We start from the raw sequence: 14,663 nt of genomic DNA, 5'->3' as shown, positions 1-14,663 counted from the left end.
AAGTAGCTCATTTGGTAGAGCACGACCTTGCCAAGGTCGGGGTGGCCGGTTCGAGCCCGGTCTTCCGCTCTAAAGCCTGATCATGAATATGGTCAGGCTTTTTTTATGCCCTGTGCTTTCAGGTCTTCTCCATAAAAAAAGCGCACCGTTGCCGATGCGCCGTTTATATCCATAGTTTCATTTATTTTTTAGAAATCACCGCTGGCGCCGCCGCCACCGCCTGAACCGCCACCGAAATTGGTACCGGTGTCTGCCGGTCGCGCTCCCGGCGTGAACGTCTGCGCGATGATCAGCGACTCTACTTTCAGCCGGTCTGCCATGCCTGGTTCATCAGAAGCTGCATAGGTAAAGCCGTTTTTAGGCGTATGCAGGTACCTGATCAATGCCCAGGCACCACCGGTTAGTACCAGTCCGCCAATGACCATAGCTGTTTCCAACGGCATTACGCTGTGGTAATAACGGATGGTAAAGACGATCATGGCGATTAAAATAATGCCGGTACGCAGCAGCACTGCATCTTTTTTCCTGACGCCCAGGAATATATACAGTGGCGGGATAATAACGGTGAGTATCCAGAAGATCCATCCGCCCGGGATACCCTGGCCGGGCTTAAGTTCCAGCATAAACATGGAGTTGGTCGTTTCCCTTACTACATAATAGTTGCCCGCCATATAAAGCGTTATCAGCGATAGTACCCGCAGCAGCGTGAGGCAATCCGCATAATGGCGGAGGGCCGGGCGTTTCTCCATTTTGGTAGCGATCAGGTAAACCGCCAGCGACAAGGCCATAAGCAGAAAGGGCAATGCCTGTACGCCGTACGGGATATACAGGGCCTGCCAGAAAACGAGCAGCAGGAAAGACAGGTAAGCTACAGCAGAAGAAACCATGTCCGCGTAACGCAATGTGCCCAGCACGGTAAGCCCGAAAACCACCAGGGCGACGGTCTTCTCAGAAGTATTATGGGATTCGAGGAATATGCCGGTGCAGAGCAGCCCGACAGCGCTCCACAACAGCGCTTCGTTTATCCCTGACCGGTAGGAGCCTTTCTGGCTGATCGCAAATTCCAACGCTCCTATACACAGGAGGGAGGCTATGACCAGCATCACCCGGAAAACGGACATCGATTCGCTGGTGATAGACAGCAGTACGAGAAAACCAGCGGTGAAAGTTGCCACGATGGTAGTGAGGATGAACAAGCCAACACGGGTAATCGGGTGGGGCGTGTACAGTTTAGCCGGGTGTGCGGCACGTACAGCTTCCAGCGTTTCGGCGCTGATGCAGCCCTGCCGGTGTGCTTTGGCTGCCTCGTTTTGTATATCGAAATTATCGAGGGTAGTAGTAGGCCAGGCAATCATTGTTTGATTTTTTTGCTGAGGTTAACCAGGAAGAAGATGATCGCTACTGAAGATGCTATCACATAGAGGAAGCCTCCGTAGATATCGCCCAGTTGATGGAACACCGTGCGTGCCAGGAGGATCGTAAAGGCAATGTAGCCGTACAGCACCGCCAGCAGTATGAAATAAAAAGAGTGGTCGCGGAACGCGCGGTACCAGGTGAGGTATACGCCTGCTGCTGCCAGCAGGAACCACAGGAAATACCATTTTTCAAAAATGCACATGCCGGCAATGGTGGCGATGAAGAAGATATGCACGCCGAAATTGCGATAGCTAAAGGCAAAGTGTTTTTTGAAATCACGTTTTTCCGATAGTTCCGCCATGCCCACCAGCGCTGCGCCCAGCACCGCGCCGGTATATATCAGCGAATGGTTGCTGAAGTCATTTTGCGACAGCACCTGGAATGGCGTAATGGCGATACCCGCCCAGGCGGCCAGGTTGGTGATGGCCATAGACAGGATGCCCAGATGGTCGAAGTAGTAGGCTGTAGCAAATAATACCACCATGGGAATAAAGGTGGCGAGGCCGTAGGCCGTACCAAAAGCGGTATACTGGTATTGCAGGTATCCGATAAATGTGACGAAAGTAAGGCTGCCTAACAGTAACGCATAATCGTAGAATGCATTGGGCGATTCCGTTTTTTCGCGGGAGAAAGGAGGGCGGTGCCTGAAGCAGTAGGCGTAACAGCCGATGCATAGCAAAGCGATGAAAAGAAGAATAACCTGGTGGCCGATGGTATCAATGTTTTTATAAACCAGGATGCCGAGGCCGCCGCTCAGTAGCAATACGCCGAGGTACAGGGCTGTTTTGATTTCCCAGTGAAGGGAGAAAAGGCGGGTGGTTTCGGTGTGGGTAACACGTTGCATTTCCTCGTCACTGATCAATCCTTCTTTTTGGAGTTTGGAGAAAGTATCAATGTTCATTGGGTGAAATTACGAATTACGAATTACGAATTACGAATTCAGGTCCGTTTTCTGAAGAAGTTACTAAATAAACCTCGCATAAGGGAGCTTAAAATTCGTAATTCGTAATTCGTAATTTCACTCAATGGAACTTTATCAGTCAACTTTATTTTCTGCCGGCCCTTTTGAATTGGGCGAAGGCGCTTTCTGGTGGCCGGAACGTTCGGCATGGTGCTGGGTGGATATTCTGGGCCATTCTCTTTATATCATGGATAGTAAAGGCCATCGTACCCAATATCATATAGGCGAGTACGTGAGCATGATGGTGCCGGTGCAGGGCAGTAATGAGTTGTTGCTGGGGCTTCATGGCCGTGTGGCGCGTTTTTCACCGGAGCAGGGCGTAGGGCGTACGCTGGCCGTCCTGGACGGTAACCCCAGTCTCCGTTGCAATGATGGCAAGTGCGACCCCGCCGGCCGCCTGTGGATAGGCACCATGCACCTGATCAACCAGCAGGGCAACGGCGCTTTGTATTGCCTGGACCATAACCGCCCGCCGGTAATCAAAATCCCGCAGGTCAGTATTTCCAATGGGTTGGTATGGCATGGCGACCGGATGTACTTTAATGATACGGTCACCAACAAGGTACAGGAGTTTGCTTATGATGTAAACTCCGGGGAAATCCGTTTCCTGCGTAATGCCGTGGTCATTCCGGCAGAACTGGGATCACCCGACGGGATGACGATAGACAGCGAAGGGATGTTGTGGATCGCCCAGTGGGGCGGTGGAGGCGTATACCGCTGGAACCCGGTCAACGGGGAGCTATTGGGCAAAATAGAGGTGCCGGCCCCGCATGTGTCCTGCTGTGTTTTTGGCGGGCCGGACATGCAGGAAATGCTGATCACGACGGCAAGGGAGCATATGACTCCCAAACAGATTGAAGCCTATCCTATGAGTGGAAACGTGTTTCACGCCAAGCTGCCTTTTAAAGGCCTGCCTGTCAGTCATTTTAAATATTAGTTTAACATAGATGTAAATGTTTCACGGGAGTGTCGTATTTTTTTCGTACATTTGTAAGGATGAACAGGCATTTTTAGGGTATTTTAATACCATTCGCAGCACTATCTTATCCAACTTCCCTTTATAAATACTTCCCTTTAGTACGCTACTGAAACATTGAAGTGTATAAACTAATGAACAGTCATGAAGGATTTCAAAATTATCGACAACAAAGAAGCCAGACAGTTTGAGGCGCATATCGCCGGACAGATGGCAAAGGTTATTTATGAGAGAAATGGTAGCCGCATTTTCCTGACAGGCGCAGAAGTGCCTCCGACACTGGAAAAACAAGGCGTACTGCCGATGATGCTGGGTAAAGTGATGGAGGAAATTTCTGCACAGAATATCCGGATGGTCCCTTCCAGCAAAAAAGTAGCAGAATACGTGCGCAGCAATCCTAAATGGAAAACACTGCTGGCGCATGGGCTCCACATCTAATGCGGAGATGTAAAGGTTATTAAATTAAACGGGCTGTTTATTTATTGGGCTGTTGCAGGAAAAGTTACTTTTTCCGAATGGCGGTTGGAGAGGAGTATCTTCAAATGGCTACAACGAACCCAATAAATAAATCAGCCCGTTTTAATTTTAGGATTTTGAAAATTGGCTATTTCAGTCCCAGCTTGGCTTTTACCGGTGTCATCAGATCGTCGGCATCAGCGCCTATCAATACTTCATCCTTGGAATTGTCAATCACCAGCGTGTAGCCTTTTTCAGCAGCAACCGCTTTCAGCGCTTTTTTTGCTTTGTCCATGATCGGTACTAACAGCTGTTGGTCTTTGAGCTGTAATTTCTCTTCCATCCGCTGGCGGTAATCCTGGATGCTTGCCTGCGCATCCTGTAATTCTTTTTCTTTCGACTCTTTCACCTGTTGGCTCCATTTGGTGCCAAGACTGTCATATTCCTGCAGTTTGCGCGTGTATTCCGCTACCAGGTATTGTCCGTCTTTTGCCAGCTCCTGCTGATATTTTTGCAGTGTGTCAGTCGCCTGTTTAGTCTCGGGCATAGCAGCAATCAGTTGCTGAAAATTGATATAGGCAGTCTTTTGCGAAAATGCTGCAGTGCTCATCAGCAGCATCAAAGTGACAGCGCAAAAATATTTCATGATATAGTTTTCAGCAATATTATGGAATAGATATATAAGAGAATGTTAAATTGTTGTTGTGCGGGCTTATCAGGCCATTTCTCTTGATAATTTAACCTGATACGGTTCCCTTTTGGATGGATGTTTTTGCTGGCTGATATCCCGTTGTTAACAATTTAATATTAATGTTAATGTATTTTTCCGCACTTTTGCGCGGCGGCTGCCAGGCACTTTTATGTGAATTTTTTCGTTTCCCCGTAGGGGTAACAGCCAACATGGGTGTCGTCTATGAAAGCATTTCAATTGGCAGAAGGACTTATCTTTGACTATAGTTATCAAAACCTACGCATGGAGTTGCAACATCCAGGTGATACTTCGTTACTGGAAAAAGAAGACGTATTAACTTTTGAACAGGCATTTAAAACCCATTTTAAAGGCTTGCACGCCTATGCCTGCACCATATTGAAAGATGAAATAATGGCGGAGGAAATGGTGCAGAATGTATTCTGCAAACTATGGGAGAAATCAGGAGATATTAAGATCAAACAAACCATCTCCGGTTACCTGTACAGGGCAGTTTATCATGAGAGCATCAATTATCTGCGCCATCAGAAAGTAAAAGCTACGCATCAGGCACATACCCAATATCAAATGAGCAATAACAGGGATACCGGCAATACTTCCGGCAAAGTGACCATGCGGGAACTGGAAGAAAAACTGGACAAAGCGCTGCGCGACCTGCCGGAAAAATGCAGGACCGTATTCCAGTTGAGCCGCTTCGAAGAATTAAAATACCAGGAGATCGCTGATAAACTCGATATCTCGATAAAAACAGTCGAGAACCAGATGGGCAAAGCCTTGAAGCTGCTGCGGCTCAACCTGGTGGATTTCCTTCCCCTGTTGTTAATATTGCTCCATCTTTAAACCTTCTACCGTGAAAAAGCAAACTGACCATATAAATGATGATCTGCTGGTGAAATATATGCTGGGCATCACCACACCGGTAGAAAAACAAGCGGTGGACGCATGGATGGCCGCTGATACGGCCAACGCCAAATATTACGAACATTTTCAGCTCATCTGGAACGAAAGTAAAAAGCTGGCCGCTGTCAGCACCGTTAATGAAGACGACGCCTGGAAACGTTTCCAGCAAAGGGTGGGCGCCAGCGAAGACGCAGGCGGCGCCCGCGTGATCAAAACCGATTTCTCTACCTGGCGCCGTAACCTGGCCATAGCAGCCACTTTACTGGTACTGCTGGGAGCAGCAGGGTTCTGGTTCATGAAATCGTCCCGCCCGCAACATACCATCTACGCCAGCAATGCTGTCAGACTGGACACATTGCCCGACGGATCATTCGTTACCCTGAACAAACAATCTTCTATCAGTTATGCTACCTCTTTCAGCAGAGAAAGACAGGTGAAACTGGAAGGCGAAGCCTTCTTCAATGTGGCACAGGACCCGGGACGCCCTTTTGTGATCACCGTAAACGACGTGACCGTAAAAGTACTCGGAACATCGTTCAACATCAAAAGCACCAACGGTAAAACAGAAGTCATTGTGGAAACAGGCGCAGTAGAAGTAACCAAACAACACTACAGCGTACAACTGCAGCACCACGAAAAAGCTGTTGTCACAGACAAGGACGCAGCGCCGGTGAAACAGGAAAACACGGATGAGCTGTATAATTACTACCGCACCCAAACATTCGTATGTAACAACACCCCGTTGTGGAAACTGGTGGACATACTGAATGAAGCGTACGGTGTTAATATCGTAATCGCCAACGCCGGCAAGCGCGATCTGCCGATCAACGTTACCTTCAGTAACAGTTCGCTCGACAGTACCCTGAATATCATCGGGCTTACCTACGGTATCACCGTAGAACAAAATGGAACCAATATCACCCTGAAATAATTGTAGCTGAAGTGTATGCCGTTTAGCAGAACATTGACAATATTGATACTGATCATCACCCTTCCGTTTTATACACAGGCACAAGGCCTGCTCAACAAGACCGTGACGGTGGAGGCAAGAAAACAAAAGTTATCGGAAGTATTAAATATCATTTCCCGACAGGGTGGTTTTTATTTCTCCTATATCAGCAACATTCTCCCGCAGGACAGCCTGGTCAGTATATCGGTAAAAAACAAAACAGTCCGGCAAACCCTTGACCAGCTGCTGGACGGAGAATATCTCTACAAGGAATCGGGCAACTATATCATTCTCTTTAAAAAATCTCCCGGACAAAATTATTATCAGATCACGGGGTTCGTCACGGACAGTAAAACAGGGCAACGGGTACCCAATGCCAGTGTGTACGAACGACAGCAACTCATTTCAACTTTAACGAACAACGATGGATATTTCAGGCTGCGGTTGCGGGATAAAACCCCTACCGCAGCCATCAGCATTAGTAAGGACCTGTATACCGACACCTCCGTAACGGTGCACGGAGGGCAGGACCAGGAAGTGGCCGTGAATATTTCGCCGGTAAGCTATCAGTTACGGGTGGTGGAAATCACCGGCCATAATACGAAGGTGGAAAAGACCTGGTGGGGCCGCACGATATTGTCTTCCCGCCAGAAAATGCAGAGCCTCAACATCGGCAGTTTCTTCGCAGACAAGCCTTATCAGGCCTCACTGACGCCCGGACTGGGCTCCCATGGCAAGATGAGCAGCCAGGTGGTCAACAAATTCTCGATCAATGTTATTGGCGGTTATACCGCAGGTGTAGATGGTTTTGAACTGGGCACCGTGTTCAATATAGTGAAAGGTAATATGCAGCATGTGCAGATAGGCGGTGTTCTCAATGTGGTAGGTGGAAAAACCAACGGCGTGCAGCTGGCCGGTGTACACAACCAGGTGCTGGATTCCATGCGTGGCGTGCAGGTAGGCGGTGTGAGCAACATCGTGGAAGGAAGCACCAATGGCGTACAGATTTCTGGTGTTGTGGGCCAGATACACGGCGACATGGAAGGGGTGCAGGCGCAGGGCGTGGTGGGCATTGTTAAAGGCAATGTAGCTGGCTGGCAGGTGTCTGGCGTGAGTAACCACACATACGGTAACATGTCCGGCGCACAGATAAGCGGCGTGTACAACTATGCCGACCGTGATGTCAGTGGCGCCCAGATATCAGACCTCGGCAATATCAGTCATGGTACCGTGAGAGGTGTGCAACTCGGCGTCCTTTTTAACTACGCCAGACATCTGAAAGGCGTGCAGATTGGCCTGGTCAATATCGCAGATACTTCTTCCGGTTACACCATCGGTCTTGTTAACATCGTCAAACATGGTTATCATAAACTGTCGATATACACCGGTGACGTCATTAATTATAATCTTGCCTGGAAAACGGGCAGCAGTAAGCTGTACAGCATTTTGGTCGCAGGGATGAACACCGGCGACAGGAAAGTATATTCTTTCGGATATGGTATCGGAAGAGAGTTCAATTTCAACAAACATTTGTTCCTCGGTGTAGAGATCACTGCTCAGAACATGTATACAGGCAGTGATGAAGACTTCTCCCAGCTGATTCGGATAAGGCCTTCGCTGAATTATCGTATCTCTGATAAAATATCCATCTTTGCGGGACCTTCTTTGTCACTTCATGTGTATGATAAATGGAACCCCAAACCAGGCTACCTGTCTGAAGTTCCGGGACCAGCCTATCATCCTTTCAAACTCGGGGATTCCGGCAATGGATGGATAGGATGGCAGGCCGGCATCACTATTTTCTGATTTTTGTTGTACTTGCATAGGGGTAGTTGTTTTCTGACGTGTCGTTAATCAATACGCATTAATACACACAGATATGAGAACAGATACCTTGACCAGAATTACCGTTTTATCCCTCCTGACCGTTATCAGCTTAACCGTTAAGGTATTGGGACAATCAGCTGTCAGACCGGCACACGTGGGCATTGTTTACCCACTCAGCACCAACGGCACACAGGCTGCCGAATACACCAACCGTTTTTCACTGCATGCCATTGCCGGATTGTCCGGGGGCGAAACAGGCGCCGCTATATCCGGTGTGTCCAACATTATCAAGGGACGTGCCACAGGAGCCGCTGTGGCCGGCTTTTCCAATCATATCGGCCTGCTGCAGAATGGCGCCGCTATTTCAGGGTTTATGAACTCGGTAAAACAAACCTCGCAGGGTGTAATGGCGACGGGCTTCATTAACCTGGGAGGAGAGATGCGCCGCGGATACCAGGTGGCCGGTTTTGGGAATTTCGCACACAAAAGCGATCCCACCAGCGGACAGATATCCGGTTTTATAAACCATACCGACAGCGTGGGCGAGGCTGTTACGGGCTTTATCAACAGCCATCGCTCCGCTAAGGTACAGATAGCGGGCGCTATTAATGTGACCAAAGATGCAAATGTACAGGTAGGAGGTCTTTTGAACGTCGCTAAAAAAGTGAAAGGCGTACAGGTGGCAGGTTTGCTGAATATTGCCGACAGCAGTGACTATTCAATTGCGCTGATCAACATCGTGAAGCATGGCGAAAAACAAATCAGCCTCAGCATCGATGAAACATCCAACACGATCCTTGCCTTCAAGTCCGGTGGCCGTGTGCTGTATGGTATCCTGGGCGTAGGATATAACTTCAAAAATGATTCTGCTACGCGTTATGCATTTCAGGGTGGTATAGGCGCGCACCTGTTTGTGAACTCCCACTTCCGCGTTAACATGGAAGCTGTTCATACCACCAATACCGACTTCCATAAAGTGGTCTTCAACAAAGGTACTTTTGGCGTTTACCCGGCCTACCGCTTTGGCAACAACATAGAAGTGTTTGCCGGCCCTACTTTTAACTGGGTACATACCAAAGACGGTGTGGGCGAAGATCTGGCGCCTTACTACATTTGGTCCAAACATCGCAGAAACGACAAGTTTGACGGCGCATACATTGGCGGATCATTGGGAGTGCAGGTACGATTGTAATTACCGGCTTGTGTTTTATAAAAAGTAAAAGGAGCAGACCACGACCTGCTCCTTTTTTGTTTTAATATATTCGTTCACGTTATTTTCCGGGAGAGAAGCGCAGGACATTGCCTTCCATCATAGCAGGCGTGACCACGTCTCCGTTTTTGTCGAGTGTGAAATCGGCAGGGCCGGGGATGGGTTCTTTATTGACCGTGGTGGTTTTTCCTGTTTTGAGATCTACTTCCAGGACCACGCCTTTCTTTTCAAAGGCCACCCAGTCAGAAACCAGCAATGTATTGTGGTTGGTGAGCATGATGCCATCGTAGTAACCGGTGCGGTCTGTGAGGCGGACAAACTTTTTATTTGCCGGCGCCAGGTCTACGTAGCCTATTTCACCATTGGGCGTGCCGGCGGAGCCAAAGCCGCATACGTAGAGGCGTTTCCGTTTACTGTCATAAATAACGCCGTTGGCGCCCTTTACCGGATTGTCGAATGTCAGCTCTTCGTAACGGGGATGTGCGCCCAGGTGTACGAGGTATACTTTGTTGATGTCTGTGGCAGAAACAAAAACGGTGGAATCGTTCATAGGTGCGATATCGTTGAGCATTACGCTGCCGGTGGCCGCCATGTCGAGCGTGAAGACCTCTTTGCCGGTAGATATGTCAAATCCCCTGAGCTTGTCCACGTCTGGTGTGTAGAGGATATTATGCAGAATCCATGTGCCTTTGGGCGAGTCCAGTCCGCTGGCGAATACTTTGACTTCTCCCTGGCTGTTCATTTTGTACAGCACACCGTCGCCGTCTTTTTTGGTAGGGTCTCCGCCGGTGTCGGAAATGTAATAATCGCTACCGTGAATGTATACACTTTCAGGGGCTTTCATGGCCGTGCGGTTAAGCTGCTGCATCTGGCCAAAGCTGCTGCCGGCAGCGGCCAGCAAAGGAAGCAGCAAATGAATTGTTTTCATAATGTTGAGTGTTTAAGGCAAAGGTAGGGGCGGTCCGGGGCAGCACGATAACAGAAAGCGCTCAGAAAATAGCAATTTTGGCCCGTTGCGCATTTTTAGGCGTATCGCCGTAGCGGCTTTTGTATTGTTTAATGAAATAGGAAGCGCTTTCAAACCCGCATTCGTCCGCTACTTCATTCACATTTTTCTGTGTATTCCGCAGCAGGTAATTGGCATGTTTCAGCCGTTCATCGTTGATCCATTTTTTAGGAGGCGCATGGTATATTTTGGCGAATTCCCTTTTGAAGGCGGAGAGGCTTAATCCGCACAGGGCGGCATATTCCTGAAGAGACAACGGTTTCAGCAAATGTTCACGGATAGTGAGGGTGAGATTTTCCGTGCTGGTATCGAACATGTGATGCAGGAAAGCCAGTACCTGCGCGCGATGCGGGCCTGCAAGCAATAACAGGAATACTTCCTGTATTTTCAGTTCCAGCAGTTTGCGGGTATTTTCGTTGGGCCGTTCCATATAGCCGATGATACTGTTGCGCACATTGACCAGCTGTTCAGAGCATGGCAACACCATGGGGATATTTGTACGCGCTTTTTTGATGTCGTCCATTTCCTCCAGGAAAGAGCGGAGGATATGATCATCCACACAAAGCATCAGGCCCTGAAAGGTGCCTTCAGGTTCCGGGAGCAGGGCAGACATGAAGTAAGTACCTCTTTTGAGCAGTATCAGATCGCCTGCTGCCGCTACAATTTCCTCATCCGGCAGATGGATGTGTTTACTGCCTGAAATGATGAATACGAGGGTATTTCCGGTAAGGAACCCTTCGGCTTTGGCCTGGCGTTCCACCAGTTTAAACCATGCCAGGGCAGATTTACCGGCGCGGTTAATACACATGCCCGGAAAACTGCCGAATTCCTGCGGTAAACGATACAACATACAACGCAGATTAAAAAAAATGAAGCTTTTTACAAATATCAGGATTTCTCCATTTATAGGAGGAATATTTATGGCATTGTATTTGAATAAATCCATACCAAACACCTTGTATATGAAAAGATGGCTATACTTATTACCCCTGCTCATGATTGCCGCGGTATTCTCCAGTTGTACCAAAACCACCAATGAAGTTGTTATTCCCAACAAAACGATCTTCTTCACCATGACGCCTGATCAATGGACGTTGGATAATAACGGTGTGTATTTCATTCAATTCAACAACCTCCCGGAACTCGACCAGAACGCCAATCAGAACGATGGCGTGGTGGTGTCTATCGCCCGTCAGCAGAACGGAGGCTATGAGCTCTACGAGCTTTTACCGGAAGTGTTCAACAATGAATCCTACAATGTGATTCACACTACGGGCAAACTGGTAATAGAACTTCGCGGGCCTAACAATACAGTTGCCCAGAAGCCTAATGTGACCATGAAATTCAAAATTGTGATCATACCATCCAATAACGTGTCTTAAATTTTTTGAACTTAATATGAAGGGCTTTCGCAGCAATGCGGGAGCCTTTTTTTATTGTCTTTATCTGACCTTTCGTCCTTTGTTAATTGTGGCATAACATACTTTTTGTTATTTTAACCCGCTTAAAGCAACCCTGTTGGATGCTTACAGCTGAACAATAAAAAGTATTTCATGAACACCAGAAGAGATTTTATCAAGAAAGCAGCCCTGCTGTCTGGTGCCGCCGGCGTAGCCGGGACCCTGCCCGGGTCCATCCAGCGTGCATTGGCCATTGACCCCCATCCCGGTACCACCTTCCGCGATGCAGAGCACATCGTGGTCCTGATGCAGGAGAACAGGTCATTTGACCACTGCTATGGCACCCTCAGAGGCGTAAGAGGATATAATGACCCCCGCGCTATCCGGCTTCCCAACAATAATCTCGTATGGCTGCAGACCAACGACAAAAACGAAACATATGCGCCTTTCCGGTTGAACATCCGCGACACCAAAGCTACCTGGATGAGCAGCCTGCCGCATTCCTGGGCCAACCAGGTAGATGCACGCAACAACGGCCGTTATGATAAATGGCTACAGGTAAAACAGTCAGGCAATAAGGACTGGGCGCCGATGCCACTGACGCTGGGCTACTACAACCGCGTGGATATCCCTTTTTATTACGCCATGGCAGACGCCTTTACCGTTTGTGACCAGAACTTCTGTTCCTCGCTGACCGGCACCACGCCCAACCGTCTGTATCTCTGGACCGGCACCCTGCGTGATGAGCAGAAAGCCAGCGCCAAAGCCAACGTATGGAACGAAGATGTGGACTACGGCGCTGAAGCTCACTGGACCACTTTCCCTGAGCGGCTGGAAGACAATGGCATCAGCTGGAAAATTTATCAGAATGAAATCAGCGCCGCAGGCCTCGAAGGGGAAAAAGACGGCATGCTCGCCAATTTTACAGACAATCCCATCGAGTGGTTTGCCGCTTTTAATGTGCGGTTTGCCACCGGCCACATAAAATATCTGCAACGCCGCATACAACAGCTGCCGGAAGAAATCGCGAAGCTGACAGCGGCCATTCCTGCTGCTGAAGGAGAGAAAGCGAAAAAAATGCAGCAGCAGCTGGAAGAGAAAAAGCAGGAACTGGAGAAAGCGAAAAAAGATGCGGAAACCTTTACCGCCGCCAACTTCGCCAAACTGCCCCAACGGGCGCAGCAACTGCATAACAAAGCCTTTACCACCAACATTGCGGACAAGGACTATCATGAACTGGAAACGCTCCAGTACAAAGATGGCGATGTGGAAAGATCTGTACAGGTGCCCAAGGGCGATATCCTGCATCAGTTCCGCACCGATGTGCATAACGGTCAGCTGCCTGCGGTTTCCTGGCTCGTAGCCCCCGGCGAATTCTCCGACCACCCCGGTTCTCCATGGTATGGCGCCTGGTACGTGTCTGAAGTGCTGGACATTCTCACGCAGAAAGAAGAGGTATGGAAGAAGACTATTTTTATCCTCTGTTACGATGAGAACGATGGATACTTTGACCATGTGCCTCCTTTTGTTGCGCCCTTCAAACCCGGTACAGGCCTTGTCTCCAAAGGGATAGACACCGCGGTGGAATACGTCACCAAAGAACAGGAGCAGGCCAAAGGCCACGTAGGGAAAAATTCCGTGCGGGAAAGCCCTATTGGTTTGGGATACCGTGTACCGTTGGTGATTGCTTCACCCTGGAGCCGTGGCGGTTATGTGAACTCACAGGTGTTTGACCACACTTCCATCCTTCAGTTCATGGAAGATTTCCTGCAACATAAAACCGGTAAGGCTATTAAAGAAACAAATATTTCCGCCTGGCGACGTACCGTATGTGGCGACCTCACGTCTGTATTCCGCCCGTTCAATGGCGAAAAAGTGAAGGTGCCTTTCCAGGAAAGAAATGAGTTTATCGAAAGCGTCTACAACGCGCGTTTCAAAAAGCTGCCGGACGAGTTCAAAAAACTCACCGCTGCCGAAATTGAGAAAATCAATACCAATCCGGCCAAGGCAGAATGGATGCCACGGCAGGAAGCCGGTACCCGTGTGTCCTGTGCGTTGCCTTACCAGTTGTACGTAAATGGTAAGCTGGGCGCTGACAAAAAAACATTTGACATCAGCTTCGCCGCTTCCAATGAGGTGTTTGGCAAAAAAGCCGCCGGCTCGCCGTTTAACGTGTATGCGCCCGGCAAATACCTGCAGGCAGACAGCCGTGAAATGGAACCGGTGCGTACCTGGTCTTATGCCGTGACGGCCGGCGACCAGCTGAAAGACGCCTGGCCTTTGTCTTCTTTTGAAGGTGAACAATATCGCCTGCGTGCGTATGGTCCCAATGGCTTTTACCGTGAATTCGCCGGTAACGCCCAGGACCCGCAGGTAGACGTTACCTGCGAGTACCAGCGTTCACTGCGTAACCGCAAACAGCTTACCGGTAATGCAGACCTGCATATCGCCAACCGCAGCAACAAAGCCATTACAGTGACTATTACTGATAATGCCTATGGCAAAGCAGTGGTGCGCAAAACCATTGCCGCCAACACACAGGCCGCCATGATCATTGATAACAGCAAAAGTCAGCACTGGTACGACTTCACCCTAAAAGTGGAGGGGCATGACCAGTTTGAGCAACGTTTTGCCGGCCGGGTGGAAACCGGTGCGGAGAGTATCAGTGACCCGGCCATGGCTTAGTCAATTACAAATTACGAATTACGAATTACGAATGAAGGGCCCTTTTATGGAAAGGTTATTTAGTAGCCGCTTTATACAACAGCTTTTAATTCGTAATTCGTAATTCGTAATTCGTAATTGATTTCCACGCTTTGTGTCGCTGCAGCCACAGCCACAGCGCTGATACCG

13 protein-coding genes are annotated in these 14,663 nt (G+C 49.0%); 8 read left to right on the top strand and 5 right to left on the bottom strand.

The window, feature by feature from the left end; all coding sequences use genetic code 11:
- Positions 1-188: 188 nt before the first annotated feature.
- Complete coding sequence (locus ACTJJS_RS20370) at positions 189-1,355, bottom strand: hypothetical protein (protein ID WP_440665045.1); 1,167 nt, start codon at positions 1,353-1,355, stop codon at positions 189-191.
- Positions 1,352-2,317 carry a DUF2157 domain-containing protein gene (locus tag ACTJJS_RS20365; RefSeq protein WP_440665044.1) on the bottom strand — a complete coding sequence of 322 codons (966 nt, stop codon included), beginning with the start codon at positions 2,315-2,317 and terminating at the stop codon, positions 1,352-1,354. The genes ACTJJS_RS20370 and ACTJJS_RS20365 overlap by 4 nt, the downstream gene beginning before the upstream one ends.
- Before the next feature lie 124 nt (positions 2,318-2,441).
- On the opposite strand from ACTJJS_RS20365, the gene ACTJJS_RS20360 reads away from it, so the two are divergent.
- Complete coding sequence (locus tag ACTJJS_RS20360; protein ID WP_168872141.1) at positions 2,442-3,314, top strand: SMP-30/gluconolactonase/LRE family protein; 873 nt, start codon at positions 2,442-2,444, stop codon at positions 3,312-3,314.
- 183 nt (positions 3,315-3,497) lie between these two features.
- A complete protein-coding gene (locus ACTJJS_RS20355) occupies positions 3,498-3,791 on the top strand; it encodes a GNAT family N-acetyltransferase (RefSeq protein WP_168872142.1) in 294 nt (97 codons plus the stop codon).
- Between the two features lie 166 nt (positions 3,792-3,957).
- Here the strand turns inward: ACTJJS_RS20355 and ACTJJS_RS20350 are convergent, their stop codons facing one another.
- Positions 3,958-4,455 carry an OmpH family outer membrane protein gene (locus ACTJJS_RS20350; protein WP_168872143.1) on the bottom strand — a complete coding sequence of 166 codons (498 nt, stop codon included), beginning with the start codon at positions 4,453-4,455 and terminating at the stop codon, positions 3,958-3,960.
- 267 nt (positions 4,456-4,722) lie between these two features.
- Here ACTJJS_RS20350 and ACTJJS_RS20345 point away from each other — a divergent pair, with 267 nt between their 5' ends.
- The 4 genes from ACTJJS_RS20345 (at position 4,723) to ACTJJS_RS20330 (ending at position 9,386) form a co-directional block, all read left to right on the top strand.
- Positions 4,723-5,358, top strand: a complete 636-nt coding sequence (locus tag ACTJJS_RS20345; RefSeq protein ID WP_247654969.1) for an RNA polymerase sigma-70 factor — start codon at positions 4,723-4,725, stop codon at positions 5,356-5,358.
- Between the two features lie 10 nt (positions 5,359-5,368).
- Positions 5,369-6,349 carry a FecR family protein gene (locus ACTJJS_RS20340; RefSeq protein ID WP_440665043.1) on the top strand — a complete coding sequence of 327 codons (981 nt, stop codon included), beginning with the start codon at positions 5,369-5,371 and terminating at the stop codon, positions 6,347-6,349.
- A 15-nt stretch (positions 6,350-6,364) separates the two neighbouring features.
- Positions 6,365-8,173, top strand: a complete 1,809-nt coding sequence (locus tag ACTJJS_RS20335; RefSeq protein ID WP_440665042.1) for an LA_2272 family surface repeat-containing protein — start codon at positions 6,365-6,367, stop codon at positions 8,171-8,173.
- A gap of 73 nt (positions 8,174-8,246) precedes the next feature.
- Entirely contained in the window at positions 8,247-9,386 is a 1,140-nt protein-coding gene (locus ACTJJS_RS20330; protein ID WP_440665041.1) for a hypothetical protein, read from the top strand.
- A 79-nt stretch (positions 9,387-9,465) separates the two neighbouring features.
- Here the strand turns inward: ACTJJS_RS20330 and ACTJJS_RS20325 are convergent, their stop codons facing one another.
- Together ACTJJS_RS20325 and ACTJJS_RS20320 are read right to left on the bottom strand one after the other, a co-directional pair.
- On the bottom strand, positions 9,466-10,332 hold the full coding sequence (locus ACTJJS_RS20325) for a hypothetical protein (RefSeq protein ID WP_168872147.1): 867 nt from the start codon (positions 10,330-10,332) through the stop codon (positions 9,466-9,468).
- 61 nt (positions 10,333-10,393) lie between these two features.
- Positions 10,394-11,260: a helix-turn-helix transcriptional regulator gene (locus tag ACTJJS_RS20320; RefSeq protein ID WP_440665040.1), complete on the bottom strand. Its 867-nt coding sequence runs from the start codon at positions 11,258-11,260 to the stop codon at positions 10,394-10,396.
- Between the two features lie 112 nt (positions 11,261-11,372).
- Here ACTJJS_RS20320 and ACTJJS_RS20315 point away from each other — a divergent pair, with 112 nt between their 5' ends.
- Both ACTJJS_RS20315 and ACTJJS_RS20310 read left to right on the top strand, forming a co-directional pair.
- Positions 11,373-11,792 (top strand): hypothetical protein, encoded by a 420-nt coding sequence (locus ACTJJS_RS20315; protein WP_440665039.1) that lies wholly within the window; start codon positions 11,373-11,375, stop codon positions 11,790-11,792.
- 171 nt (positions 11,793-11,963) lie between these two features.
- Positions 11,964-14,495, top strand: a complete 2,532-nt coding sequence (locus ACTJJS_RS20310) for a phosphocholine-specific phospholipase C (RefSeq protein WP_440665038.1) — start codon at positions 11,964-11,966, stop codon at positions 14,493-14,495.
- Positions 14,496-14,663: the final 168 nt, after the last annotated feature.

The sequence above is a fragment of the Chitinophaga sp. 22308 genome (assembly GCF_052045305.1).
In the GTDB taxonomy this organism is placed as follows: domain Bacteria; phylum Bacteroidota; class Bacteroidia; order Chitinophagales; family Chitinophagaceae; genus Chitinophaga; species Chitinophaga varians_A.
This window is presented reverse-complemented; position numbering and strand designations above follow the sequence as displayed.